The following is a 24,256-nucleotide window of genomic DNA, read 5'->3' as shown; positions in this document are numbered from 1 at the left end:
GGAAATCAGGATCAAACCCGCGCAACACACTCATGTGATACGAAAGCAACTGCAACGGCAGGACTCCCAGCAACGCGCTGATCTGCGCATCAGACTTTGGAATTACCACCAAATCATCGCCGTTGGCACGCAGGCGGGAGTCCTCTTCGCCGATGGTGATCGTGCGTGCGCCGCGGACTTTCACTTCGTTGATCCCGCTGATGATGAGCGGCACATCGTTCGGTCCTGCCACAAACACAATTGGTAATCCCTTGCTCACCGCAGAGAGTGGGCCATGTTTGAATTCAGTTAGAGAGCATCCCTTCGCAATGGGCATACGTGAATTTCTTTTTAATTTCAATGCACCTTCCAAAGCGATCGGATAGGTCGCGCCGTAGCCGAGACAGTACATATCGTTCCATTCGTTGATGTCTTTGCAATCGCTTGATCTGCGGTCCGACCATCTCAATCGTCTGCTCCATCAATTCAGGGATCCGCAAAAGTTCGCTCCGTGTCTTTGCCCGCGAGTCGATACGCCGATACAGGAACGTCACGACCTGGTTGGTAAATGTCTTCGTGGCGCACGCTGATTTCGTATCCGCAGCACAAGGGGTAGGCAGAACGAAGTCGCCTTCGTCAACGTCGAGCCCACCACGTTCGCCAATCCAAAACAAGCCATGCCGCGCTTCTCGGCGGCTCCAACGCATTGAGCACATCCTTGGTTTCGCCCGATTGACTGACGAAAATCCCCACGTCTTCATATCCCACCGCGGGCGCGTATTGCGCGATGAACTGCGGCGCAAGCACGGGGATGGCGGTCAGCCCCGCCAGCTGCGCGATGTACACTGAGTTTATCGCCGCCGCGTGATAACTCGTGCCGCATCCGATCAAATACAGATGACGCGCGTTCTTCATCTTCTCGACCAACGGCTGCACATCGGGCTGCCATCCAATAAGTGGATTAACTCACGGGCGACTTGCGCCTGCTCGTGGATTTCCTTCAACATAAAATGCGGATACCCGCCCTTCTGCACCGCATCCATCGACTCCGTAACTGTTTCTGGCATTCGTTGAATTATTTTTCCATCTTTGACAGAGCGCACTTCCCACGCGGTCTGCCCACAGCGTCACGATCTCCCCATCCTGCGGACGAATGACTTCGCGGGTGAGCGGCAATATCGAAGGCAAGTCAGACGAAAGACAGGTGAAGCCATCGCCGATGCCGATCACCATGCCCGAACCTTTTTGAACGCGTACAACTTATCGTCATCCGCGCGCCCGATGACAAAAGCATAATCGCCTTCGAGGTCGCCATACGCGAGTCGAATTGCATCAATGAATTCATATCCGCGGCTGATATATCTCTCCACCGCATGCACGCATGTCTCGCCATCATTCTGCGAACGGACAGTCATTCCCTCCGCCATAAATTCCAAACGCAGCTCCACATTATTTACAACATTGCCATTGTGCGCCCCGACCATATCGCCATTCGGATCTAAATGCGGCTGTGAATTAACCTGTGAAGGCTCGCCAAACGTCGCCCAACGCAACTGTGTAATCCCGCGCTGTCCGCGCATTTCGGCGATGTTATATTTCGCCGCGACAGAATCCACTTTGCCAGTGTCCTTGCGTAAATCAATCTTTCCATTGTTGATCGTTGCCGCGCCGACAGAGTCATATCCACGATAAGTGAGTCGTTCTGCTGCTGCAATCAAGATTGGTCCGAGCGCTTCTTCTTTGTTGCTAACATAACCGAATATTCCACACATGGAATGTTTCTCCTTGGTAAAGAATTGATGAAGGCATTATATCCCCAGGTATTGCCAAATCCCTGCTGCCAAAGTTAAAGAAAAAATCATCCCAAATGTTTGGGATGATTTTCCATTTCAGGCGGCTTGCTTTGCTTCCGCAACGATGTGATGATCACTTCCAGCGCGAGGAAGGATAGACCGATCGCATAAAACACGCCATCAATGATCAAGCCGATGGGCAGGAGTACGACCAGCCCGAGCACCACATAGGAATTGCTCGATTTTTCGAAATACCAGGTCTCGCCATTCTCAAGCAGGTCTATGTCCAGGTAGAGCGCCTGCTCGGCGAAACTGCAATCCACGCTAACTTGTGCCTTGACCTTATTCGACATCAGCTCGCTTTGGTATGTGCTGTCTGTGATGGGTCTGCACGTGATCCCCGAATATACGTTTTCGGTTTCCTTTACTTTTATCCACGCGAGTTCCGGGTACATCGAAAACTGATACAAACCGCCATCCTCACCCTCTGCAAAGATTTCTCCGGCGTCGCCCACTTTCAAGGTGGTCAGCGGCTCAATTGGAGAGGGAATCTGAACCCACTTTTTTTCGAGTGCCGGGCGCAGGGCGGCGACATAGACGAACCAGATCAAAACTACGGTTCCAGCAAAACCAAGTAGAAAAAAGATGATGGCGGCAGCCCGCGTAATATATTTGAACATTGGATGCCTCTTATGATGGATTATCTTCGTGAGGGCTATCAAAATCCTGTTTATGGGCAACTCACGAACTGCATATCGGCATAGCCCTCGGTTTTTAACCACCAAGGAAATGGAATCAACTTCCTTTGGCCAGCTGCTGACGGAACAACGATATGATTTGATTCTTTCGTAGAACCGATCAGTCGAATTTCAGGTTTCCATTCTCATCAAACGCAAAGAACGGGTTATACGCCACTTCCCAGCGAAAATCATCGGGGTCGGCAAAATAGGAACTGTATCCGCCCCAGAATGCCTTCGTCGGCTCCTTCACGATTTGCACGCCTTTAGACTTCAAATCACGGATGATCTCATCCACTTCCGTTCACTGCGCATTGTATGCCAGGGTGATCCCAGAAAATCCGCTTCCCTCTGGCGAAACCAGCGCATCCTCTGCCAGTGACTCTCGCGGATACAGCGCGAGTACTACACCGCCAGCCTGAAAGAAGGCGATGCCTTCCTGGGGATTCGAAATCTTCCAACCCAACGTGTCCGCATAGAACTTTTTGGATGCTTCAAGATCCTTCACACCCAAAGTGATAATGTGCAGATGCTGATTCATGGCGCTCCTTTTTGGTAATTATATTCCACGGCTTCCGCCCCGCCATGGGACAATCCTCACTTTGATGTAATCGAATTTGTATTGCGAAATACCCGCATTCCCCAGCGGATCAAATTCATAAGACCCCACGTAAACAACGTCACCACCAGCAAAGGGAGAAAAATGAACGAAGCCCAAAACATTTCATTCTGGGTGTACTCCCACCATGAGCAGGGAGCCTGTCCGTCTGTAAAGCCGTGGCAGACTCCATTCCAGTTTATGGCGGCAGACCCCAACCCAAGAACGGGAATTGCCAACAGAAAGCACAGACTCAATCCCACAAATATCCAATTGATGATGCGGAAAGTCTTCATGTCCTGTCTCCTTGATCTACGTTCACCTATGGTTATAAAACTCATCACAGGAATTGTAGCAAACCTCCGCTTGCAAGGGCTGTCAAACCCCACCACCTTTCCCACCAATGGCGGATGATACTCCGCCCGTGTTGTGCTATAAAGGCGCATACCCTTTAATACTGGAGGCTCAAATGAAGAAGAATTTATTCCTGCTTTTGATTCTGCCCAGCCTGGCTTGTTCCCTGTTGACAGGCGGCGGCGAAAGTGCCGACCCTGCCAACCCGCCCTCTGCCACACAAGAGACGGTGGTGCAACAGCCAAACATCCCCGCCGCCACCCCGACTCCCTTCGACCCGTTGACTGGTTCTGGCAATTCGACCCGCACACTCCTCACCTTTGATGACCTGATGTCGGGCGAATCCTCCAGCCCTGTGGATGATTCCGCCTTCGCCATCCCTGCCGATGCCGCGCCGCCCGCATTCACCTTTCAAGGCAAACTTGAGTTAACCGACGAATCGCAGGCAGGCGGTTTCCAATCTTTGCGCGATGACTTTGGCTACTCCGCTGACCCCACCTGGACGCACCTGCCCGAGATGAGTTTTGAATTCGTTCAAAGCGGCAGCCACTTGATCCCCGTGGACCAAAGCCTTGTGTATTCCAATCAACCCACCTGGAATTATATGGTCGCCCCGGGCCGCGCATGGAACGAATCAGGCGACCAGGGTTTTTCGCGGGCGTCTTTTCCATTTGCACTCATCGAGCGGAATCAGAATTGCGTCCACAACGGTGTGATGACCTTTCTTTTCAACGACACGACCATTTCAAATGTCCGCTATCAGGTGACTCAGGAAACCTGCATGTATTTCAAGTTTGACATGTGGGGACAACTCAAAGCCGCCTACACCCCGTCACAGGTTGCAAATGCCGAAGCGGTCACCGCTGCACATTTTGACTGGCTCAAAAATCAATTGCCCACCAAACCCATCAGCGCACTCGCTTCTGATTACCCCAACGCAAAGGTCAATGAAGCCCTCATGTCATCGGGGACCATGCCCGAACATACCACCACCTTTGGCGTGTTCTACAACGGCGTAAACTATATCTCCAACTGCAACACCCGCCACGGACAATATGCCTATTGTTCCGAAATGCGTCTGCCATCCTATTCCACAGCCAAATCGGTGTTGGCAGGCATGGCGTACATGCGCCTCGGTCAACTGTACGATGAAAACGTCGGCGATATCCTCGTCAAAGAGTATCTCCCCGAAGCCGCCGACTGGGATTCAGTCACCCTCGAACACACGCTGGATATGGCCACTGGCCGTTATGAAGCCCCCACCTACATGACCGATGAAGATTTCTCGCCCATCTCAACCAATTTCCTCGTCGCAGAAACCTATGAAGACAAATTGAAATACGCTCTCAGCTTCCCCGCCAACGGCAAACCTGGCGAGCAATGGGTCTATCAATCCACGGCAACCTTTGTTGCCACGCAGACCATGTCCGCATATCTGCGCCAACAAACAGGCAGTGACGCCGACCTCTTCGACATGCTCGTGCAAGACGTCTTCATTCCGTTGCATCTCAGCCCAGGTGCACTCTCGTCCCTGCGAACCGATAACATCCCCACTGGTCGCGCCTTTGGCAGTCATGGCATGTTTTACACGCAAGATGATATCGCCAAGATCGCCGCTTTCCTCAACACGCAATCGGGCCAAATCAACGGCCAGCAAATTCTACATCCAAGCCTGCTCGCCGCCACCATGCAGCGCGATCCCTCCGACCATGGCCTGAGCACAGGCTCCGAACTTTACAACAACAGCTTCTGGGCAAAAGAATATCGCTCCCCCTGCCAATTTTATGTCCCGTTCATGTGGGGCTACGGCGGCATCAGCATCGCCATGCTCCCCAACGGCGCCACCTACTATGCCTTCAGCGACAACGGCGAATTCACCTTCGATGGCGCGGTCAACGAACTTTCCAAACTCTCTTCTGTCTGCCCCTGATTCTTTTTGAGGATGTCTGCCCCGCAGACATCCTCAACCCTTTGACATTATCCGTCCCACGGAGCCACTCCCCGCCCGCGCCCGCTTCGCAACGACCCGAGAACGGGTTCGGCCAACTCAGGCAGAATCTCCGCTGTAGCCGCCAGCAACCCAAAACATCCTGCGATCATCATGTCGCCAAAAGGCACAGCAAAATATGGGCGGAGATTCTCCCTCTCCTTCTGGGAGAGGGCAAACATGCTTCTCCTTGGCCCCGTCACCACCACATCGAAATCGTCTTTTCCGAACTCGAACTTCTCGTTTGAATACATCAACGCGCCATGTCCCATGTCATTGAACACATCTTCATGCTTGAGCGAACCATCGGCCAACGCACGCAAAAGTGACTCGAGCTTCGGCAGGTCAATTTCACCTGTGTGATGCTCAAAAACGCCTTCGATTCCTTTTTCGCCTAAACGAAACGCCAGCGTGTGGAAATTCCCCACATTGCAAACGATCTTGGCTTTACGCTGCGCCACGGCAGGGTCAAAGTCCGCACCCAACACGGCGGCTGGAGCCGTATCCATCACCACCAGCGGACAGGGCAATCCACTTGCCGAATCCGCCACCGATTGCAGACGGGTCATGATTTTGGGAATGTCATTGGAAAGATAAGCGAAGGCTGAAAGAGAATTCTTTGCTTTGATTCTTTCATCCAAATAATCAAACCTAAACTGCCGATCTGAAATCCCCGCGGGTGCATTGCCATGATCAAATACGGCCACAGCGATTGCCCCTAGATCTTTCAGTGAAACACCGTAATCATTGAAAGTCTTGGAGATCAAATTGAAATCGAAGTCCCTTAATTCCAATTCCTCCACATCTTTTATCTTTTTTATTTCATCGTCGGAGATAATGCGTATCCCCAATGCCTCAACTTTATCCAACTCATCATTCAATGTCGTCGCAGCGGAGGGCGTCATGTACACGGGGATGCCCGCGCGCGCCATTTCTTCGATGGCCCATGCCGAGGGGCCGCCCCCCATTTGGTATCCGCTGAGCAGGATCGGGGTCCGCGTGTGAAGCGCCTGCTTGAGACGGCGATGAACCATCATGGTTGGGGATGGCAAAACGAGTTTGAATCCGTTCTCGATGTCGAGATTCGAATCGTAAAGAAAAATATCCTGTGTGCCTGTGCCGATGTCTACCGATAAGATTTTCATGTCAACTCCCCCCTCTCCTTTAGGAGAGGGGCAGGGGTGAGGTAAGAACTAGATTTCAATCCCAAGCCACTGGCGGATAAAGTAGCCAATGACAAATGAGAAAGCCGCCACACTCAAACTCAGGCCTGCCATTTCCATAAACCGCTCGCGGAAAGATTCGCCTTTGGCGACCGAGATGTAATAGTTGAACACTGCGATGATCACGACGGCGGTTGTGAGCGCGATGACCAGATCGAGATAGTAATTTTCAAAAAGGAGATACGGCAGGATGAGCAGGGTCACCGTGATAATGTAGGCAATGCCCGTATAAACCGCCGCGCGCACTGGGTGCTTGCTTGTCTTTTCTGAACGAGTGGATAGATATTCGCTTGCAGCCATCGAGAGCGAGGCGGCGATGCCTGTGATGAGTCCTGAAAGGGCGATCAATTTCACGTCTTGCAGGGCAAGTGTCAGCCCGGCCAGAGCGCCTGTCAGTTCCACGAGTGCGTCGTTCAAACCAAGTACCACCGATCCCGCATATTGCAGTCGTTCTTCATCCAGCATTTCGATGAGTTGATGTTCGTGCTTGTCTTCTTCATCCTGATATTCAATGGCTTTCGGAATGACCTTGGAAACGGCTTCATAATTGACCTGCGCCTTTTCTTCGCCCATTTCCATGAGTTTGACGCCAAAGGTGAAACCGAACAGCATGCTGACAAGATAATAAAACCAGACAAAGAACCAGCGCGGCTGAACTTCTTCGTTGGTGTATTCCTTCCAGCCGTTGTAGTGTCGCAATTCGTCTTCAGCGATCTGGTCGAGGATCTTCGCGTTCTCCACGGATTTGATCCGCTTTGCCAGACGCTTATAGATATGATATTCGGTGATCTCTGTCTTTTGAAAGAGAATGATTTTCTTGCGAATGTCTTCGCTTAGTTGTTGCATGATGAACTCCTTGTGAAAAATGTCATTGGCAATTGTAAGCGATTTAATAAATCAAAAAGGATGCGCCAAACAGCGCATCCTTTTATTCGTGATTTTCGTTATGCCTTTTGCAGGACAAAATACCAGTATCGGCGATTATCCAGGTGAGGCAGGGTGTCCGTCTGATTCGGAGAAACCCCCGCAAAGTGATAGAACTGTTTGCGTAAGATGGCAGGGACATATTTATCCACCAGTGCAACGCGGCGCTCGCGGTCCAGTTCCATGGCTTTCAACACGTTGTCGGTGATGTCTTCCTCTTTGATGAGTTTCATTCCCATGTTTTTCAATTGCGCATGCCAGATCGAAACTTTTTCCTCGTAACGCAGGTCAGTGTAGAGAAAATATCCATTGGGTTTGAGCACGCGTTTGACGTGTTCATAAAATCTTGTGATGTTCGGATAATAGAGCGACGCTTCCACGTTGACAACTACATCGAAGGAATTATCGGGGAAGGTGAGGGCTTCAGCGTTTCCGTGATGGAATTTGAGGCCGTCCATTTTGTAATGGCTGCGGCAGAATTCGACGGCACGTGTGGAAAAATCCACCCCGGTGTAGGAGCGTGGCTTGAAGTAACGCATGATGAAACTCGCGCCTCCGCCCCGCCCGGAGCTGACCTCGAGCGCATCGGTATTTTTCCAGTCAATGTGTCTTGCCACGTGATGATAGAGCTGTAACGGGTAGCGATGGATTTCCTCCTCTTTTGCAAGGGGAATGGGTTCATGTCCCTGATGATGGGCGGTGTAGCCAAAGTTCATGAAGATCGCATTTTTGTCCCTGTCAAAGGTGGAGATCAATTCGTACTGTATGCGCGTGAGCCAACTTTTGATGTTGGGGAAACGGTGAAATAATAGCTTGTTGAGCATTGCTCCTCCTTGAATTGGTTATAAAGAACATCCAGCAAAATGCTGGATGTTCTTTTGTGTGCAGTCGCTGCTATTATAACCCTGTAAAGTTGCCGGGCTTGGCTCTGTTTTTAAAAGCGAAAGCTCTCTGTGAATTATTCAACAAGCCATATTATCTCGGTATGATGCTGGAAATTAATGGCACAAAAAAGCCTCGAAGATTTTCTCTTCGAGGCTTTTTTGTCACTTTCTATTTCAGTGTTTCATAGTTTTCAGGCAGCCAGCAGCAGAGGACCAACTCTCTTGCGGCTTTGACCTCATCCATTCTTCCAAATGGGGTGCTGTGTGGTGCGTTGTGGAGCAGATCGGGCTGGCTCTTGGCTTCCTCTGCAATGGCAATGAGCGCATCGGCAAAGCGGTCGAGGGTGTCCTTGTTTTCAGTTTCGGTCGGCTCGATCATCAACGCTTCGTGGACGATGAGCGGGAAGTAATTTGTCGGCGGGTGGAATTTGTAATCCATCAGACGCTTGGAGATATCCAGCGCGCGGACGTCACTGCCTTCGAATTGACCTTCCATGACGAACTCATGCATGCAGATGCGGTCATAAGGAATCTTGTAAGTGCTTCGCAGACGTGCCTGCAAATAGTTGGCGTTGAGCACGGCAAATTGCGAGATCGCTTTCAATCCGTCAGGGCCGTGCATGGAGATGTACGTGTAAGCACGGACAAGGCCGCCGCCAAAGTGACCGTGGAAGGCTTTCATGCGTCCGATGCTGTGCTTGGGGGTGACGAAACCGTAAAGCGGTTCGAGGTCGTCATCGCCTTCTTCGATGATCCCGACGAGCGGAGAAGGCAGATAATCGACAAGACGCTGGCTGACTCCGACCGGGCCTGATCCTGGTCCACCGCCGCCGTGCGGCACGGAGAAGGTCTTGTGCAGGTTGAAGTGCATTACGTCGAAGCCGAGGTCACCAGGGCGGACGATGCCGAGCAGGGCGTTCAGGTTCGCGCCATCGCCGTACATCAGGCCGCCACAATCCTTCACCATATTCACGACCTTTTCGATGTTCTCATCGAACATGCCGAGGGTGTTGGGGTTGGTGAGCATCATACCGACGACGGTATCATCGCAGGCGGCTTCGAGGGCTTTGAGATCCACATTGCCGCGTGAATCGGATGGGATGGTGACCACGCTCATGCCCAACATGCCGACCGAGGCGGGGTTCGTGCCATGCGCGGCATCGGGGATGAGCATCTTGGTGCGCTTGGTATCGTTGCGCGCCTTGTGATAAGCGGCCATCATCAGCACGCCGGTGAATTCTCCGTGCGCGCCTGCGGCAGGTTGAAGGGTTACACCCGCAAAGCCGCTGATCTCTTTGAGCCATTCCTGCATTTCGAACATCAACGCAAGGTTGCCTTGCACGGTTTCGATGGGCTGCAGTGGGTGAGTGTACAGGAAGCCAGGCAGGCGGCAGGTGTCTTCATTGATCTTCGGGTTGTATTTCATGGTGCAGGAACCCAAAGGATAGAAGCCATCGTCCACGCTGTAGTTGAATTTGCTGAGTTTTGTGTAATGACGGACAACGTCCACTTCGGCGAGCTCGGGCAGGGGCAGGTCAGAGCGCAGCAAATTCTTGGGAGGCAGGGCAGTTTCGGGTACGTCTGAGGCGGGCATGGTCACGCCGAGTCGTCCCGGGGAGGAAAGTTCAAAGATGGTGGGTTCAACGATGGTAGCCATTATTCCATCTCCTTTAAAACTTCCACGAGGGTGTCGATTTCCTGTTTGCTGTTCATTTCGGTAACGGCAACCAACAGATGATTCTTGAGCGAAGGATAATCCTTGCCGAGGTCGTAGCCGCCGAAGATGCCGTTATCGAGCAAATATTCGTTGACTTCGCTGGCGGGTTTCGGACAGCATAGAACAAACTCATGGAAGAACGGTTCTGTGAAGCACAACCCGAAGCCGTCGATCTTGCTAAGTTCACTCGCGGCGTAATGCGCTTTTTGATAACAAAGATTTGCAACCTGCTGCAAGCCGGTCTTGCCAAGCGATGACATATAAACGGCAGCTGCAAGCGCGAGCAGACCTTGATTGGTGCAGATGTTGGAAGTGGCGCGTTCGCGTTTGATGTGTTGTTCGCGCGCGGTGAGGGTGAGCACGTAAGAGCGCTGCCCGCGGGCGTCCACGGTTTCGCCGATCAGGCGGCCAGCCATTTTGTGAACGTAGGATTTCTTGGTGGTGAAGAAACCGAGATAGGGTCCGCCATACCAAAGCGGAATGCCGAACGGCTGCGCTTCACCGACAACAATATCCGCGCCCATTTCGGCGGGAGTCTTGAGCATGAGCAGCGCGGTGGGATTCGCAACGATGCAAACGAGCGCGCCTTTTGCGTGCGCGTCTTCGATCAGTTTTGTGTAATCGTGGATGCGGCCGAAGAAATCGGGATATTGCACGACGACGATCATGGTCTTGTCATCGACGAGCGACATCAATTCTTCGGGTCCTGCTTCGAGGTCGGCTGATACGTCGTCCCCGGCTTCTTCCAATCCCATGCCTTGTGAGTACGTGCGAATGACTTCGCGGTACTGCGGATGCACGGTGGGAGACATGACGATCTTCTTGCGCTTGCCGCGGAATTGGGCATAAGCCAAATTTACTGCTTCAGCAGTGGCGGTGGCACCATCGTAATGGGAAGCGTTTGAGACTTCCATGCCGGTGAGATTGGTCATCAGCGATTGATATTCGAAGATGGCTTGCAGGGTGCCCTGTGAAATTTCAGGCTGATATGGGGTGTAGGCTGTGAAAAATTCTCCGCGGCGAAGCATGTGATCGACTACCGAAGGAACGTAGTGGTTGTATGCGCCGGCGCCGAGGAAGGAAATCATGTGCTCGCGGACATTTTCATTGGTTTGCGCCATTTCGCTGAGCAGCGTGGCGGCTTCCATTTCAGTGAGCGCGGGGGGCAGGTCTAATTCGGGAAAGCGATGGTTCTTTGGGATGGCGTCGAACAGATCATCCAATGATTTGACGCCGACCGTTTGGAGCATCGCATCCCTTTCTTTGGGGGAAATTGGGATGTAGGTCATGTTACCTCTGGTGTTCAGTTATCAGTAATCATCTGCCAGTTATTCTGACACTATTTACTGATTACTGGTTAATGAGCGCGGCCATCACAGTAAGCGGTGTAAGCATCGGCATCCATCACCTCACCGGCGTTGCCGCCAGCGATCTTGATCATCCAGCCTTCGCCGAACGGGTCAGAGTTGAGGGTTTCGGGCTTGTCGGCGAGTCCCTTGTTGACGGCGCTGACGGTGCCTGAAGCGGGGGCGTAAATTTCAGCAGAGGCTTTCACAGATTCAACGGAGGCAATGGGTTTACCCACTTCCACGGTTTCGCCTTCATCTACAAGCAGTTCAACGAAGACAATATCGGAAAGCTGGTTCTGGGCGTAATCGGTGATGCCTGCTGCGCCGTTGGCGGGGTCGAACCATTCATCGGACTTGGTGTACTTTAAATTAGATGGGACGTTCATTGTCTGTTTCTCCTTTGTCTTTTGTGAGTTATTGGCGAATCAAAAAAGGACGCACGATTCTACAATCGCGCGTCCTCTGTAATGGAACCTGAGAGATTAGTCGGCTAGTTTGTTAGTCGCTGGTCTTGTAGTCGCTTAGCCACAATGACTAACAGACTAGTAGACTATTGACTGGTAGACTACCTAACTTTACACCGTCGGTGTCTCGTTCTTGCATGAGACTTTCCAGAGTTGCATCGGAAGCAGGGTCCTTTTGCCTGAGAGTTTCATCTGGTTTCGCCTGTTTGCCAGATTTGCACCTTCGGCGCTCTTATTACTGAGTCTCTTCCCAACCGTCCGTTGAATTATGCTTCCATTTTATGAGCGAGGGGAATGCTAGTCAAGGTGTAGAACATCACGAATTTGGATAAATAAAGCCGCCTTTTTGAAAAGGCGGCTTGTTGAGGATTACTTTCCCGCGACTTTGCGCGTGCGTTTCGGTTTGACGGGTGGAACTGCTTCGGTTTCGAGAGCGGGAATCTCAGAGACGGTGGGTTCGGCTGGCGAAATCTCGGGCAAGGGTTCAGGGTCAATGTTGGCAGGAGGAGTGGGCATAGGATCTGGGGTAGTGATCTGCACTCCGTTCAATTTTGAAAAATAGTCCCGCACACTTTTGTCGTTGTAAAAGATGAGGGCGAGGATGCCAACCACCATGGAAAATGCATTTCCCAAAAAGGCCGTGAGGATTTGAAAGACGGCAATCGATTGTGATGGTTTTATCGGTTCAGGTTGTGTGCTTAAGAGTTTCGCCGCGTAAATGATCTCGAAAATACCAAGAATGGTCGGCAGGATCGTGATCGGTAAACAGATGACCCCGATAATGGTTCCAAGCGCTGTGGCGGATGCTACAAATCCCCAGAAGAGGTTGATGATGCCGCTGACGAGTGTCATCCATATAATAGCTATCAGCAAGCCTGGTTTTTGATTTGGATATGATGTATTCATTCGTACTCCTTAATTGTTTTATGTAAGATATAACGAATGAAGAGGGGTTTGGTTGCAGATACTTACTTTGAATTAAGGTTGTTGAAAGGTAAGCAATAATCCGCCAGTGTAAATTACCCCATTCGGGTCTGTGCATGTGGGGGCCAGGATGTTGGGCACAATGGCCCCACCCTCTACAACGCGGACACTATAAATGACATCGGGCTGCATGACGAAATCAGCGTATCCATCTCCAAGCTCGGGTTTGAATCCGGTGAAGAAGCGGTCTTCCTTTTCAGTCCATGAGACGATGATCTCGATGCCTGCGACTTGTCTGCGTCGGGAGTCCATGATGATGAATTGCAGTAAACCGGGTTGCAGGCCGGGGTCGCAGACTGTATCTTGACCAACAAGGCTGAACAGAACGCCTGAGGCAGGGATTGCTGTGAAGGTGGGGCGCGGCGCAAATGTGGAAGTGACCACAGGCGCAAGCGGGGTTTGGTCAAATGCAAGGGTTGGAATGGGAGTGTCTTCTTCGAGGATGGTTTGGGTTTCGGTTGCGAATGTTTCCGCAGAAGGCGTATCGATTTCTGTGGGGGTGTTGACCACCACTACAAAAGGCGTGTCTGTGATCGGGGAGCTTGAAAATCCCTGCTGCAGGTCGGTGGCGAGTTGAGCAATGGGTTGCACCTGTTCGAGGGATGCGTTGCCTGCCACCATGTTTTGCGCCAATGCGCTGAGTTGACCAACTGGGTCAACATCGCCAAGCAATTGCAGGCGGGCGCGGGCGCGGGCGAGGTCATGCGATGATGCGTAGGAGGCGGCGACCACGATGCGATATTGATCTTTGAAATCGGTGCGCAGCATGGCGGGGTTTGCGTCCACGTATGTTACGGGGGAGAGAAGCCACGAGTACGCCAGACCAAGCCCAAGTCCAGTAAGAAGCGCGAGGACGATATACAAGATGATGTTGCGGTTGGATGATCTCATGGGGCGTTGACCGGCTGCGGTTGATACGTCTGCATGGCGGTGAGTAATCCTTGCAGGAGCAGGATCTCGTTTTGGCTGAAGTTGTTCGCGATGGCGTAATCCAAAGAGGATGTGACGATCAGGTCTGGGGACTCGCTTCCGATCATGGCGATGCGGCGGGCGGCGGTTTCGGAGTCCTGTTCCCCCTGATAGGCTTCGGCGACCATGAGCACATAATCGGCGCGGTAATCTGCGCGCAGAGCATCGGGGGTGACATCGGTGTACACGACCGGGTTAATCACCCAGCCATAGGTCAGCCCGATGCCAATGCCGATGATGATAGCGGCGATGATCGTGATCCAGTTCGATGATTTCATAAGTGAATTGAAAATGATGGGAATAAAATATCCGGGCAGGCTACCGGCGGCACCCGAAGACTCTTCCTTACCGTTGCTATCTTTCGATCCTGGCGGGATTCGAAAGGCTTCGCCGCGCCGGGCCTGCCCGGACGGGGGCAAGGATACCCGATGTACAGGGGCATGTCAACATGAGCTTTCAGAGGATGGTCGAAATTGCTATTTTTTTTCAGACTCCACCACTGAAAGGAACACATCCACCAGTTTGGGGTCGAAAAGGATACCTGATTTTTCACGCAAATAATTGACCACTTCCTGTTGCGGCATTTTTTTACGATATGGGCGGTCGCTGCAAAGAGCATCCCAAACATCGACAATTGCGAAGAAGCGTGCGACGAGTGGAATATCTTCGCCTTTCAGCCCACGTGGGTAGCCGCTGCCATCCCAGCGCTCATGATGGCAAAGTGGAATCTCAAGCGCGGGGTGGAGATAGGAGATCGGGGAGAGCATTTCGTAGGCATATATGGGATGACGGCGCATCTTTTCCCATTCGGTTTCGTTCAAGGGTCCGGGCTTTTGCAGGATCTCATCTGGGATGGCCATTTTTCCCATATCGTGCAGCAATGCGCCGCGGCGAATGTGGGTAAGTTCCTCTTCCGAGAAGCCGAGCTTTCTGGCAACTTTTATGGTCAGCTCGGTGACGCGTTGAGTATGGCCTTCTGTCTCGCGATCACGCAGGTCCAGCGCACGGACCCAACCTTCGATGGTTCTTTGATAGGCTTCCTGAAGGCCGTCATGTGCGACTTGCAGTGCTTTTTCAGATTTCTTGCGCTCGGTGATATCGCGGGATGCGATCTGTATTTCGCTGATGGAATTGGTCTTGCGGTCGAGAATAGCTTTGGCTGAAGATTCCAACCAGACGTAGTGTCCATTTTTGTGTAATGCCTGATACGAGACCGTATACGTTGCGTCGTAACGATTTCCCCTGAACAGGTTCTTTACAAAGGCGCGGTCATCTTCATGGACGATATCGAAGGAACTGGTGCCGACCATTTCCTCGGGTGTGTATCCGAGAATGGTTTCGCAGGCGGGGGAAACGTAAATCACGCGTCCTTCGGTAGTGAGGCGTGAGATCATGTCACTGGCGTTTTCGGCCAGCAGGCGGAATTGCGCCTCACTCTCGAGCAAGGCCTTTTGCATTTTGGCACGTTCGGCGCGCGCAGCCCATTGTTCGATGGCACGCTCAGCGAGATGGGGCATATCCAGCATGGATTCTGGTGATTTGACAACATAGTCCAACGCACCGGATTTAAGCGCCTCAACCGCAATGCGCTCATTGCCGTAACTTGTCATGAGAATGATGGGGGTGGATAAAGGGTCGTGATGGTCGGGAAGTAATTCCATACTCTCACCATCAGGTAAACGCCAATCTGCAATGATGAGGGTGGGTTCCCGTTCCACCATTTGTGTGCGTGCCTCTGTGAGCGAGCGTACGCGAAATATTTTAAAACGAGCATCCTGGTCTTCGAAGGCGCGCTGGATAAGTTCTGCGTGTGGGTCTTCGTCTTCGATTAAAAGGATGTTGATCCTGTCATCCATATATTATGCTTTCGAAATTGGGTGCCTTAAACTAAATACGAGGGTGTGTATTCCAGCCCAGCCAGTAAAAACCGAGATCGTTCATGAGCTTGCTGAATTCATCAAACCCCACTGGTTTTACCAGATAACTATTGACATGATTGTCATAAGCGCGGGCAACGTCTTTTTCGGCTTCTGATGTAGTAAGGATGATAACGGGTACGTTCTTTAACTCATCACGTTCTTTGATCTGGTGGAGAACCTCAAGTCCGTCGACCCTTGGCAGGCGCAGGTCGAGAAGGATCATGTGTGGGCGGGGGCTGGTTTTGGGGTCTTCATATTCACCACGCCTGAAAAGATAATCAAGAGCGGTCTGCCCGTCCATAAAGTGTTTGATCTTGTTAGCAATGCGGTGATCTTCCAGGGTCCTGATCACCAGTTCAGCATGATCTATATTGTCTTCGACCAACATCACCAGTACAGGTTCGCCATTCACTTTTCTCTCCATATATTTCCCAATTGTAAACGATTTGACCTAAATTGGTATGGTACTTTTTTCCAATGGGTGAAAAGACTGGTTTTTAATTTCTCGATAGCTTCCATGTTTCACTAGAATGGGAGGCGCGACAGTTTTTCATATTCAGAAAAAAGTAAAAAGCAGTATGTTGGGCGTTAAAATCATTCCATTAATTTAGCGAAGATACCGGAGCTAATACCAATGAATAATTTGTCTGGATTTAATCTGTTTGCACAATTGCGCAACCGTTTCAAGGCTGTGCTGGGATCTTTCACAGCGGCTATCTCCGTTTTTGCCTGCGGAGCGGTAATGACCTTTGTTTTGGCGCCAAATCAGGCGATCCTGGCGTATAAGGTTTCGCGAATGCCGATGATGACGGCGCAGTCTGTCGAATCAATTGCAGCGGGCGGCGACATCCTCATCACTGGTTACTTGATCGGAGGTGCTCCGACTCCGTCTCTGCCTGAATTCATTGCATATACGGAAGACACATGGAAGGTGACCGTAACCCAGGACGATAACGGCAATGACAATACGCCTTCGGGGTCATGGTCTCGTGTGCAAACGGTCTTTCCTGAATTGACCCTTGAGATGAACGGTGCTCCCGTTTTGATTAGAGCTTCGAACAGTGCCAGCTTGAGCGGGTCTTTACATGAGAAGGTTGTTGATGGAAACGGCATATTGCAGGCGGACTATGAGGGTCAGCCATTGCATGATGGCGCTTCGCTTTATCGCGGCTTTGCCAGTGGAGATTTGATAACCATCCTGGGAAAGAAGGCGTCGGTGGGCGGGGTGATCCCGAATCAGGTCTTTGGAGGGGATCGAGTTTCATTTGAAGAATATCAGCGCAATCTTGCATCCAGCTATCTGGTAATGGGTGTTGCATTCATGCTGTGTTCGCCGCTCGTGCTGGTGATCGGAATATTGGCGGCGTTGTTTGGCCGTAAAAAGTAACCAGATCATACGATGCAAAATAAAAACAGTCAGCCATTATTTTGGCCGACTGTTTTTGCTTGTCCGTTTATTTCTTTGCAACGGCGAGAGCAGATTTGATTTGTTCGAGATGTGCGGTGAGATGGAAGTTCGGTTGAAGCAGCCCGGATGCGAAGCGATAATAGCTTCCTTTGTTTGCGGTGAATTCAGCGGGGATTAAGGCCACAAATGCCAGGGTCTCCTCCACTGCCCGTCGAAGCGCGCCCAGCATCAGGTCAATGGAAGGATTCGCTTTTACGGTCGCCTGCACCTGCGCGTGGACGTTCGTTCCAAATCCATCTGCGACGGGCTCGTATCCGTCGATCAATCCAGTGAGGATGAGGATATTGAAGCGTTCGCCAGAGATCAAGTGTGCGACTGTTTCCAATGCGTTCCATTCATTCGGCTCGGGGTGTGCCAGAGCTTGCGTATCGGTGAAGCCTTCGAAGGCTTTTTCCACTTCGGCCAATGCGGGTTCGTAAATGGCGCGGGCTTGTCTCTCAAGCTCGGCGGGGTCAAACGGGACTTCAGGCATGGGACGCTTGCTGAGTTCCATGATGACGGTTTTCTTTTCTGCACCGCGATAGTAGATGACTTCGACTTGATCGCCTCCCTTCTTCCCGGCAATTGCATTTGCGAAACTACTTGCATCATTCCCGATGGTTTTTCCGCCAAACTCCACGATGACATCGTTTTTCTGCAGGCCGCATTTTTGTGCGCCGCGACCTTCCACAACACCATCGAGCCGCAGTCCTTCGCGGACGGGTACGCCCAATGCGTTTGCCTGTTCCTCTGTGAAATCACCGGGCACAATGCCCAGCAAGGGACGGTTCGCAATGCGCAGATCAATTCCAGTTTCAAGAACGGATTTTAAGTTCTCGAGGCTCTCCACCCAATATTCGCGGAAGCCATCGGATTTTTGTTTCCATTCGTCATCATTTGGCACTTCATGATCGAGGCGGACCTGTGTTCCGCCATCTTTTTCATTCACAGTTACGGTGACTTCCGTGGGGGCAGGGTCTACGTTCGAAAACCAACGGAACTTTACCTTCCTGTTTTCTTCCAGTTCGAGATAGTGTCCGCTGGAATAAAAATTTCCATTCCACCACAAATACATGCGTCCACTGGCGTGCGGCTCAACAGTGGAGACATCACACAACCACTCGCGCAGAGATGTGGAATTGGTAAAGGCTCGATATGCCATTTTTGCAGGTGCATTGACAAAAACTTCGGCGGTTACAATTGTCATTGGGGTTCCTCCTGAATTGGATATGATTTTATTTATACACTTCCCCCGCGCAACTGACATCCTACTGGAGAATGGAAGTTGCGTAGGGCATCCGCGACAAACGGTAAATTTGGATTAAACTTAAAGTTCAATCAATTAAGTACGGATCAAGGAGTTGCAAATGCAAAGTGTTGTAGTGACGGGAGTTTCGACAGGGATCGGCTGGGGAATTACAAAGATACTCATTCAAAATGGGTACCGTGTATTCGGGAGTGTGCGCAAAACGCAGGACGCAGAACGGCTTCAATCCGAATTCGGCGAGACGTTTGTTCCCTTGATCTTTGATGTCACTGATGAAGAGAAGGTTCATGCCGCCGCCCGACAGGTTCGTGACCAGCTCAATGGCGAGACCCTATTTGGCCTGGTGAACAATGCCGGGGTTGCAGTTCCCGCCCCCTTGGCGCATATGCCGATCGATGAATTTCGCACGCAAATGGAAATTAACCTGACCGGACAACTCATTGTCACTCAGGCATTTCTCCCCCTGCTAGGCATGGACCGTTCTTTGAAAGGCAAACCTGGCAGGCTTATCAATATGAGTTCGACCAGCGGAAAAAGAGGCGCTCCCTTTGTGGGCGCATACGTCACGTCCAAACACGCGCTGGAGGGGATGTCGGAAACATTGCGCATTGAATTGATGCTTTACGGGATCGATGTCATTATCATTGGCCCCGGCGCAGTCGCAACCCCGATCTGGGACAAGGGTGAACAAGCTGACCTCACGAAGTATCAGCATACCGAGTATGTTGAAGCCGCCAGGAAATTCCAAAAATATATGGTCGAAGATGGCAGAAAAGGATTGCCGTCTGAGAAGATCGGCGAAGTTGTTTTGCACGCCCTCACCACATCGAAGCCGCGAGTCCGCTATCCGGTGGTTCCAAATATGCTGAAAAATTGGATCATTCCAATGCTGTTGCCCAAACGATACGTGGATAAGCTCATTGCCAAAGGCCTGGGGTTTCAGAAATAATTGAATTCAAGGAGAACTCATCCATGAAAAATAACATCTGTCCGAAATGCAATTCGAACGATATTCTGAGGATCCCGGGGCAGGTTGGGGCTCACGGAAGCGGAAATAACATCATATTGGGCATGACCATTTTCAGTGGAATTCCCGTCACGCGTTTTGTTTGCAGCCACTGCGGATTCAGCGAAGAATGGATCGATGACCCCAAGAACCTGGAAAAACTAAAGCAAAAATTTGGAACTGGGGCGGGAAAAGAATAGATTTTTGCGAGGTTTGGCTTCTCCCGTGTTGAAAAACCTGCTCTCATTCCTTGAGCGGAGCAATAAGAAAAGCAGGCATTCAACATTTCCGCCGCAATTGAAAACCCTTTGCAAGCCCGTTATTTGCAACCAATTGCACAATAGCGGTAAAATCAAGCGGAATAATTATGCCAAACCCTCTCATTGAATTAAATAACGTATCAAAAACCTACTCCACAGCGGCGGGGGATTTCGTTGCTTTAAAGGAAGTCAACCTTGTCGTGGAAACAGGCGAATTTCTTGGCATTGTTGGCAAATCAGGTGCGGGAAAATCCACCCTGCTGAACATGATCAATGGTGTGGATCAGCTTACGAGCGGCGAAGTGATCGTGCATTCCGATGGCAAAAGCACTTCCATCCACGAAATGAGCGAAGATGCGCGTGCCCTTTGGCGCGGTAAAAAAATGGGTGTCGTTTATCAATCCTTCCAGCTTTTGCCCATGCTCACGCTCATTGAAAACATCACCCTCCCCATGGATCTCTCTGATAGCTACCATCCGCGCCGCTCAAAAGAACGTGCCATGGAACTGCTTCAACTCGTTGAGCTTGAAGAGCATGCCAATAAATTGCCAGCCTTCATTTCAGGCGGGCAGCAGCAGCGCGTTGCCATCGCGCGCGCGCTTGCCAATGACCCTCCCATCCTCGTCGCCGATGAACCCACAGGCAGCCTCGATTCCATCACCGCCGATCACATCTTCGATGTTTTCGAACACCTCGTCGGTGAGCAAAACAAAACCATCATCATGGTCACACACGACATGGGCCTTGCGAGTCGTTTTACGCGCAGTCTCACCATTACGGATGGGGAACTGGTTGCCGGGGAACCCGAATTACAACTGGATAAAACCGTCAGGAGGCGCAGATGAATAAAACAGCGCTTCGCACCAGACCGAAAACGGGTCCCGTCCAAGTAGCAGATTTTGCGCCTGAATCCATGATCGAACTACGCGGCGTCGTCAAACGTTTCAGCAATGCGGCGGGTGAATTCACCGTCCTCAAAGGCGTGGACTTGACGATTAACCGCGGCGAATTCGTTTCCATCGTCGGTAAATCGGGCAGCGGAAAATCCACCTTGCTAAATATGATCACAGGCATCGACCATCCATCCGATGGGCTGGTGGTCGTGAACGGCACCGACATTTACACTGGCGTCTCCGAAAGTCAGCGCTCGAATTGGCGCGGCAAGAACCTGGGAATCGTCTTTCAGTTCTTCCAATTATTGCCCATGCTCACCCTGCTAGAAAACGTCATGCTCCCGATGGATTATGTGGACATGTACGATTTCGACGAACGCCCCACCCGTGCGATGGATCTGCTCAAACTCGTCGGCCTCGAAAAATTTGCAAATAAACTGCCTGTTCTGGTTTCAACAGGCCAACAGCAGCTTGCCGCCATCGCGCGTGCCATGGCCTGTGACCCGCCTTTGCTGGTGGCCGATGAACCCACAGGGAATCTCGATTCCCGTTCTGCAGATACCATCATCCAGTTATTTGAATTGTTCGTTTCGCAGGGCAAGACCATTGTGATGGTCACGCATGATCCATCGCTTACTTCGCGTACGAATCGCAACATCATCATTTCAGATGGTGAGTTGATCAACGAGACCATTTCACGCGCCCTGCCGCAATTGCGCCATCGTCACATGCTTGAATTCACCCGTATCGCCGAGACACGTCCGCTTCAACCGAATGAGATCATTATCCAGCAAGGCCAGCCTGTGGACTATTTCTACATTGTCAGCAAGGGTGAAGTGGAAATGCTGGTAAAAGACCAGGTTGTTTCTCGGTTGCGCACCAATGAGTTTTTTGGCGAGATCGAATTGCTGCAAGGCGGCAATTCTCTAACCGATGTCCGCGCAGGAAATAGCCCTGCAGAGTTGTTAACCATTTCGCGTGCCGATTTTCTGCGGGTGATCCAGGAATCCCCGATCACTGCAGAAGCTTTGTTGAAGATCGCGCAAAGAAAAATGGAAGCCCTGAAAGAAGATAAACTCGCAGCAAAACCATAGCACGTTTTAGGTTTTGAGGCTCTCACAATGACCATGTCAGACCCACGCAGAACTCCGCAGATCCTTTACATTGAAGACAGCGACGAATCCCGTTCGCTGGTTCGGCGTTTGCTTTCCAAAAAATATGTCGTCCTCGAGGCTTCCGACCCGTTGGATGGGTTTCAACTAGCCGAGGAGACACATCCCAGCCTGATCCTGTTGGATAGCAGCCTGCCGCACATGTCTGGCAGTGAAGCCGCCACTCGTTTGAGCAAAATGCTGCCCAATACGCCCATCGTCATCGTTTCGGGTGATCTTACTCCTGGTGTGCGCGAACGTTCGCTTGCGGCGGGGGCGGTGGGGTTCATCACCAAACCCATTGACGCGGATTTTGTGGAGCAGGTGGAAGCCTATCTCAACGGCAAAGTGGAAAAGCTTGAAAATGCCGAAGAGCATTTGCAGGCCTATCAACAGGAACTGGTGGAGCGCCTTGAAGATAACATCCGCCAGTTGACCAACACGGTGGAAAAGAACAAGCACCTGCTCCAGCAGAATGAGCGCATGTTCTCCATGCTTGAACGCAGACACAAATTGCTTGAAACCGCCGCCCGCGTCGGACAAATGGTCACCTCCATTTTGGATCTGGATGACCTGTTGAAGCATACGGTCAACATCATTTGCAGTGAATTCAGTTTTTATTATTCGGGTATTTTTCTAGTTTCAGATGACGGTCATTGGGCGGCCTTGCGTGCGGGCTATGCCGCAGCAGGCCGAAAGATGATGGCTGAAAACTATCGCCTGCCTGTGGACGAAAAATCCATGATCGGCAAATCCATCATTCAGCAGCAGGCGCAGATCGCTTTGGATGTCGCTGGCGAAGAATCGCGTTTCAAGAATCCGTTTTTGCCGAATACGCGTTCTGAGATGGCATTACCGCTGATCGTCAAATCCCGCTCCCTTGGCGGGTTAACGGTGCAAAGCGATGAATTGAATGCCTTCACCGAAGAGGATATTACCTCCCTGCAAACCATGGCCGACCAGGTGGCCATCGCGATCAATAATGCCCAGTTGATGTTCAAGCTGGAAGCGGCAACCTCCGAGTTGGTTCGGTCGAAGACATTTGAAGCCATTGCCACAGCCACAGGCGAAGCCATTCACTGGGTGGGCAACAAAGCCGCGCCGATCCCGGGCAGTATCAAACGTGTGCGCGAAGACATCCGCTATATTCTTGCGCTTGCGTCGGAGTTTGCGCCCAATGATCCAGATGCAAAAAATGTCTCTTTGATGGCGGCAGTTCAAACGGTCAGAGAAGAAGCGCAGGCAATGGGCATTGACCTGATCCAGATCCTCGCCGAGATGTCTGCCATGAAGCCGAATCGTTTGCAGGCCATGGTCAGCGTCGAATCGTTGATGGAAGATCTCGATATCGCCGAAAATAGTGCAGAGACCATCCTTAGCATCAAGGAAGGATTGATCGGGCCTGCGCGGCAGAGAAATGATGCGCCCGTTGCACTTCGTGAGATGATCGCAGATACGGTGTCTAATATGGGCCTGCCCGATGGCGTGGTGGAACTGGATTGGACGGATGATGTGCCGAATGCATTTGTGGATGTGCGACAGGTGGAACAGGTTTTTAATAATTTGATCAAGAATGCGTGGGAGGCGATGGCGGAAACGTCCGAGCCGAATATCCGCGTAAAGGGACAACGCGATGCCGACTCCAATTTTGTTTTGGTGACGGTAAAAGACAATGGCCCCGGGATTCCAAAGGAAATTCAGGAAAAGATCTGGGTTTCGTTTTTCACCACCAAGGGCGGCAGCGGCGGCACGGGGCTTGGCCTTTCTGCTGTGATGCAGATCGTCAATCAGCATGGCGGCAGCATTTCCCTTGAAAGTGAAGTTGGCAAAGGTGCGACCTTTTCTGTGCGCCTGCCTGTTGAGAAGAAAACTTAACGGAGTGCAGACTTCAGTCTGCGTACCACAGGTCGCGGGCTAAAGTCCGCACTCCGTAAACAATATTTTTTGGAGGATGAATGACGACTGTTCTTTTAGTAGATGATGAGAAGTTGATCCTGCGCAGTCTTGAAAAAACGCTGCTGCGCGCGGGCTTCGATGTGATCACAGCCGCAGATTGTAAAAGCGGGAGCGAGACCTTTTCACAAAATGCAGAGGTGGTCAATATTGCAGTGCTGGATCTGAACATGCCAGGTTTTGACGGCATGCCCAAAACAGGTGCAGGCCTTGATCTGCTTGCCGATCTCAAGAAGCAGAAAGATTCCCTGCCTGTGGTCATCCTGACCGCATACGATGAAGTGACCAAAGCCAAAGATGCTGTCTCCGGCGGCGCGAGCGCCTTCTTCGTCAAGGGACGAGAGCAGGGATTGGTGGAATTGATTCAAAAGATATTACAGGTTGCAGGTTAATCGTTT

The 24,256-nt window shown here is 51.4% G+C and carries 26 protein-coding genes, 1 other RNA gene, 1 pseudogene and 1 riboswitch; of the genes and pseudogenes, 8 read left to right on the top strand and 20 right to left on the bottom strand.

The features are described 5' to 3' along the window. The 7 genes and pseudogenes from IPI86_RS22610 to IPI86_RS22580 form a co-directional block, all read right to left on the bottom strand. Positions 1-448: SIS domain-containing protein (locus tag IPI86_RS22610; protein ID WP_345300290.1), on the bottom strand; the 448-nt coding region annotated here is incomplete at its 3' end. Positions 449-615: 167 nt separating this feature from the next. Further along, a complete protein-coding gene (locus IPI86_RS22605; RefSeq protein WP_345300289.1) occupies positions 616-915 on the bottom strand; it encodes an SIS domain-containing protein in 300 nt (99 codons plus the stop codon). Positions 916-945: 30 nt separating this feature from the next. Further along, positions 946-1,212, bottom strand: a complete 267-nt coding sequence (locus tag IPI86_RS22600) for a hypothetical protein (protein ID WP_345300288.1) — start codon at positions 1,210-1,212, stop codon at positions 946-948. Beyond that, the gene (locus IPI86_RS22595) at positions 1,206-1,751 is read right to left on the bottom strand and encodes a hypothetical protein (protein ID WP_345300287.1); all 546 of its coding nucleotides are present in this window, start codon (positions 1,749-1,751) and stop codon (positions 1,206-1,208) included. Before IPI86_RS22595 ends, IPI86_RS22600 begins: the two co-directional genes overlap by 7 nt. 86 nt (positions 1,752-1,837) lie before the next feature. Continuing rightward, positions 1,838-2,452 carry a hypothetical protein gene (locus IPI86_RS22590; protein ID WP_345300286.1) on the bottom strand — a complete coding sequence of 205 codons (615 nt, stop codon included), beginning with the start codon at positions 2,450-2,452 and terminating at the stop codon, positions 1,838-1,840. Positions 2,453-2,630: 178 nt separating this feature from the next. Beyond that, positions 2,631-3,050, bottom strand: a pseudogene (locus tag IPI86_RS22585) (VOC family protein). A 56-nt stretch (positions 3,051-3,106) separates the two neighbouring features. After that, positions 3,107-3,403, bottom strand: coding sequence for a hypothetical protein (locus IPI86_RS22580; RefSeq protein WP_345300285.1), 297 nt, complete (start codon positions 3,401-3,403; stop codon positions 3,107-3,109). A 173-nt stretch (positions 3,404-3,576) separates the two neighbouring features. Here IPI86_RS22580 and IPI86_RS22575 point away from each other — a divergent pair, with 173 nt between their 5' ends. Further along, positions 3,577-5,391, top strand: a complete 1,815-nt coding sequence (locus IPI86_RS22575; RefSeq protein WP_345300284.1) for a hypothetical protein — start codon at positions 3,577-3,579, stop codon at positions 5,389-5,391. Between the two features lie 47 nt (positions 5,392-5,438). Here the strand turns inward: IPI86_RS22575 and IPI86_RS22570 are convergent, their stop codons facing one another. The 12 genes from IPI86_RS22570 to IPI86_RS22515 all read right to left on the bottom strand — a co-directional run bounded on the left by IPI86_RS22570 (position 5,439) and on the right by IPI86_RS22515 (position 16,293). Further along, positions 5,439-6,593 carry a DUF1786 domain-containing protein gene (locus tag IPI86_RS22570; protein WP_345300283.1) on the bottom strand — a complete coding sequence of 385 codons (1,155 nt, stop codon included), beginning with the start codon at positions 6,591-6,593 and terminating at the stop codon, positions 5,439-5,441. 48 nt (positions 6,594-6,641) lie between these two features. Continuing rightward, positions 6,642-7,517, bottom strand: coding sequence for a VIT1/CCC1 transporter family protein (locus IPI86_RS22565; RefSeq protein ID WP_345300282.1), 876 nt, complete (start codon positions 7,515-7,517; stop codon positions 6,642-6,644). Between the two features lie 98 nt (positions 7,518-7,615). Beyond that, positions 7,616-8,419, bottom strand: coding sequence for a class I SAM-dependent methyltransferase (locus tag IPI86_RS22560; protein WP_345300281.1), 804 nt, complete (start codon positions 8,417-8,419; stop codon positions 7,616-7,618). A 229-nt stretch (positions 8,420-8,648) separates the two neighbouring features. After that, a complete protein-coding gene (gcvPB, locus tag IPI86_RS22555; protein WP_345300280.1) occupies positions 8,649-10,136 on the bottom strand; it encodes an aminomethyl-transferring glycine dehydrogenase subunit GcvPB in 1,488 nt (495 codons plus the stop codon). Continuing rightward, a complete protein-coding gene (gene gcvPA / locus IPI86_RS22550) occupies positions 10,136-11,485 on the bottom strand; it encodes an aminomethyl-transferring glycine dehydrogenase subunit GcvPA (protein ID WP_345300279.1) in 1,350 nt (449 codons plus the stop codon). Before gcvPA ends, gcvPB begins: the two co-directional genes overlap by 1 nt. 68 nt (positions 11,486-11,553) lie before the next feature. Beyond that, a complete protein-coding gene (gene gcvH, locus IPI86_RS22545) occupies positions 11,554-11,931 on the bottom strand; it encodes a glycine cleavage system protein GcvH (RefSeq protein ID WP_345300278.1) in 378 nt (125 codons plus the stop codon). 235 nt (positions 11,932-12,166) lie between these two features. Next, a riboswitch (glycine riboswitch) is annotated at positions 12,167-12,271 on the bottom strand. Positions 12,272-12,378: 107 nt separating this feature from the next. Then, positions 12,379-12,915: a hypothetical protein gene (locus tag IPI86_RS22540; protein ID WP_345300277.1), complete on the bottom strand. Its 537-nt coding sequence runs from the start codon at positions 12,913-12,915 to the stop codon at positions 12,379-12,381. Between the two features lie 72 nt (positions 12,916-12,987). After that, entirely contained in the window at positions 12,988-13,884 is an 897-nt protein-coding gene (locus IPI86_RS22535) for a hypothetical protein (protein WP_345300276.1), read from the bottom strand. Further along, positions 13,881-14,240 carry a hypothetical protein gene (locus IPI86_RS22530; RefSeq protein ID WP_345300275.1) on the bottom strand — a complete coding sequence of 120 codons (360 nt, stop codon included), beginning with the start codon at positions 14,238-14,240 and terminating at the stop codon, positions 13,881-13,883. Before IPI86_RS22530 ends, IPI86_RS22535 begins: the two co-directional genes overlap by 4 nt. 30 nt (positions 14,241-14,270) lie before the next feature. After that, an RNA gene (gene ffs, locus IPI86_RS22525) (signal recognition particle sRNA small type) lies at positions 14,271-14,369 on the bottom strand. Positions 14,370-14,438: 69 nt separating this feature from the next. Continuing rightward, the gene (locus tag IPI86_RS22520) at positions 14,439-15,818 is read right to left on the bottom strand and encodes an HD domain-containing phosphohydrolase (RefSeq protein WP_345300274.1); all 1,380 of its coding nucleotides are present in this window, start codon (positions 15,816-15,818) and stop codon (positions 14,439-14,441) included. Positions 15,819-15,849: 31 nt separating this feature from the next. Continuing rightward, on the bottom strand, positions 15,850-16,293 hold the full coding sequence (locus IPI86_RS22515) for a response regulator (RefSeq protein WP_345300273.1): 444 nt from the start codon (positions 16,291-16,293) through the stop codon (positions 15,850-15,852). Between the two features lie 222 nt (positions 16,294-16,515). On the opposite strand from IPI86_RS22515, the gene IPI86_RS22510 reads away from it, so the two are divergent. Continuing rightward, positions 16,516-17,268, top strand: coding sequence for a hypothetical protein (locus IPI86_RS22510; protein ID WP_345300272.1), 753 nt, complete (start codon positions 16,516-16,518; stop codon positions 17,266-17,268). A gap of 67 nt (positions 17,269-17,335) precedes the next feature. Here IPI86_RS22510 and IPI86_RS22505 read toward each other — a convergent pair whose 3' ends face one another. Then, positions 17,336-18,535 carry an SRPBCC domain-containing protein gene (locus IPI86_RS22505; RefSeq protein WP_345300271.1) on the bottom strand — a complete coding sequence of 400 codons (1,200 nt, stop codon included), beginning with the start codon at positions 18,533-18,535 and terminating at the stop codon, positions 17,336-17,338. A 160-nt stretch (positions 18,536-18,695) separates the two neighbouring features. On the opposite strand from IPI86_RS22505, the gene IPI86_RS22500 reads away from it, so the two are divergent. From IPI86_RS22500 to IPI86_RS22475, 6 genes are all read left to right on the top strand, one after another. Beyond that, a complete protein-coding gene (locus tag IPI86_RS22500; protein WP_345300270.1) occupies positions 18,696-19,544 on the top strand; it encodes an SDR family NAD(P)-dependent oxidoreductase in 849 nt (282 codons plus the stop codon). A 23-nt stretch (positions 19,545-19,567) separates the two neighbouring features. Then, a complete protein-coding gene (locus IPI86_RS22495; RefSeq protein ID WP_345300269.1) occupies positions 19,568-19,801 on the top strand; it encodes a hypothetical protein in 234 nt (77 codons plus the stop codon). 167 nt (positions 19,802-19,968) lie between these two features. After that, positions 19,969-20,706, top strand: coding sequence for an ABC transporter ATP-binding protein (locus IPI86_RS22490; RefSeq protein WP_345300268.1), 738 nt, complete (start codon positions 19,969-19,971; stop codon positions 20,704-20,706). Beyond that, on the top strand, positions 20,703-21,848 hold the full coding sequence (locus tag IPI86_RS22485) for an ATP-binding cassette domain-containing protein (protein ID WP_345300267.1): 1,146 nt from the start codon (positions 20,703-20,705) through the stop codon (positions 21,846-21,848). Before IPI86_RS22490 ends, IPI86_RS22485 begins: the two co-directional genes overlap by 4 nt. 27 nt (positions 21,849-21,875) lie before the next feature. Continuing rightward, a complete protein-coding gene (locus IPI86_RS22480; protein WP_345300266.1) occupies positions 21,876-23,780 on the top strand; it encodes an ATP-binding protein in 1,905 nt (634 codons plus the stop codon). Positions 23,781-23,860: 80 nt separating this feature from the next. After that, the gene (locus IPI86_RS22475; protein WP_345300265.1) at positions 23,861-24,250 is read left to right on the top strand and encodes a response regulator; all 390 of its coding nucleotides are present in this window, start codon (positions 23,861-23,863) and stop codon (positions 24,248-24,250) included. Positions 24,251-24,256 lie beyond the last annotated feature (6 nt).

Origin of the sequence: Candidatus Villigracilis affinis (assembly GCF_016705895.1) — a bacterium.
GTDB classification, from domain to species: domain Bacteria; phylum Chloroflexota; class Anaerolineae; order Anaerolineales; family Villigracilaceae; genus Villigracilis; species Villigracilis affinis.
Note: the sequence above shows the minus strand (reverse complement) of the source record. Positions and strands in the feature narration are given on the sequence as shown.

What these genes read in the sequence shown, in the direction of transcription:
- IPI86_RS22600 (WP_345300288.1), bottom strand. Translation starts at nt 1,212, where the DNA reads ATGGTGATCGGCATCGGCGATGGCTTCACCTGTCTTTCGTCTGACTTG.
- IPI86_RS22595 (WP_345300287.1), bottom strand. Translation starts at nt 1,751, where the DNA reads ATGTGTGGAATATTCGGTTATGTTAGCAACAAAGAAGAAGCGCTCGGA.
- IPI86_RS22590 (WP_345300286.1), bottom strand. Translation starts at nt 2,452, where the DNA reads ATGTTCAAATATATTACGCGGGCTGCCGCCATCATCTTTTTTCTACTT.
- IPI86_RS22580 (WP_345300285.1), bottom strand. Translation starts at nt 3,403, where the DNA reads ATGAAGACTTTCCGCATCATCAATTGGATATTTGTGGGATTGAGTCTG.
- IPI86_RS22575 (WP_345300284.1), top strand. Translation starts at nt 3,577, where the DNA reads ATGAAGAAGAATTTATTCCTGCTTTTGATTCTGCCCAGCCTGGCTTGT.
- IPI86_RS22570 (WP_345300283.1), bottom strand. Translation starts at nt 6,593, where the DNA reads ATGAAAATCTTATCGGTAGACATCGGCACAGGCACACAGGATATTTTT.
- IPI86_RS22565 (WP_345300282.1), bottom strand. Translation starts at nt 7,517, where the DNA reads ATGCAACAACTAAGCGAAGACATTCGCAAGAAAATCATTCTCTTTCAA.
- IPI86_RS22560 (WP_345300281.1), bottom strand. Translation starts at nt 8,419, where the DNA reads ATGCTCAACAAGCTATTATTTCACCGTTTCCCCAACATCAAAAGTTGG.
- gcvPB (WP_345300280.1), bottom strand. Translation starts at nt 10,136, where the DNA reads ATGGCTACCATCGTTGAACCCACCATCTTTGAACTTTCCTCCCCGGGA.
- gcvPA (WP_345300279.1), bottom strand. Translation starts at nt 11,485, where the DNA reads ATGACCTACATCCCAATTTCCCCCAAAGAAAGGGATGCGATGCTCCAA.
- gcvH (WP_345300278.1), bottom strand. Translation starts at nt 11,931, where the DNA reads ATGAACGTCCCATCTAATTTAAAGTACACCAAGTCCGATGAATGGTTC.
- IPI86_RS22540 (WP_345300277.1), bottom strand. Translation starts at nt 12,915, where the DNA reads ATGAATACATCATATCCAAATCAAAAACCAGGCTTGCTGATAGCTATT.
- IPI86_RS22535 (WP_345300276.1), bottom strand. Translation starts at nt 13,884, where the DNA reads ATGAGATCATCCAACCGCAACATCATCTTGTATATCGTCCTCGCGCTT.
- IPI86_RS22530 (WP_345300275.1), bottom strand. Translation starts at nt 14,240, where the DNA reads ATGAAATCATCGAACTGGATCACGATCATCGCCGCTATCATCATCGGC.
- IPI86_RS22520 (WP_345300274.1), bottom strand. Translation starts at nt 15,818, where the DNA reads ATGGATGACAGGATCAACATCCTTTTAATCGAAGACGAAGACCCACAC.
- IPI86_RS22510 (WP_345300272.1), top strand. Translation starts at nt 16,516, where the DNA reads ATGAATAATTTGTCTGGATTTAATCTGTTTGCACAATTGCGCAACCGT.
- IPI86_RS22505 (WP_345300271.1), bottom strand. Translation starts at nt 18,535, where the DNA reads ATGACAATTGTAACCGCCGAAGTTTTTGTCAATGCACCTGCAAAAATG.
- IPI86_RS22500 (WP_345300270.1), top strand. Translation starts at nt 18,696, where the DNA reads ATGCAAAGTGTTGTAGTGACGGGAGTTTCGACAGGGATCGGCTGGGGA.
- IPI86_RS22495 (WP_345300269.1), top strand. Translation starts at nt 19,568, where the DNA reads ATGAAAAATAACATCTGTCCGAAATGCAATTCGAACGATATTCTGAGG.
- IPI86_RS22490 (WP_345300268.1), top strand. Translation starts at nt 19,969, where the DNA reads ATGCCAAACCCTCTCATTGAATTAAATAACGTATCAAAAACCTACTCC.
- IPI86_RS22485 (WP_345300267.1), top strand. Translation starts at nt 20,703, where the DNA reads ATGAATAAAACAGCGCTTCGCACCAGACCGAAAACGGGTCCCGTCCAA.
- IPI86_RS22480 (WP_345300266.1), top strand. Translation starts at nt 21,876, where the DNA reads ATGACCATGTCAGACCCACGCAGAACTCCGCAGATCCTTTACATTGAA.
- IPI86_RS22475 (WP_345300265.1), top strand. Translation starts at nt 23,861, where the DNA reads ATGACGACTGTTCTTTTAGTAGATGATGAGAAGTTGATCCTGCGCAGT.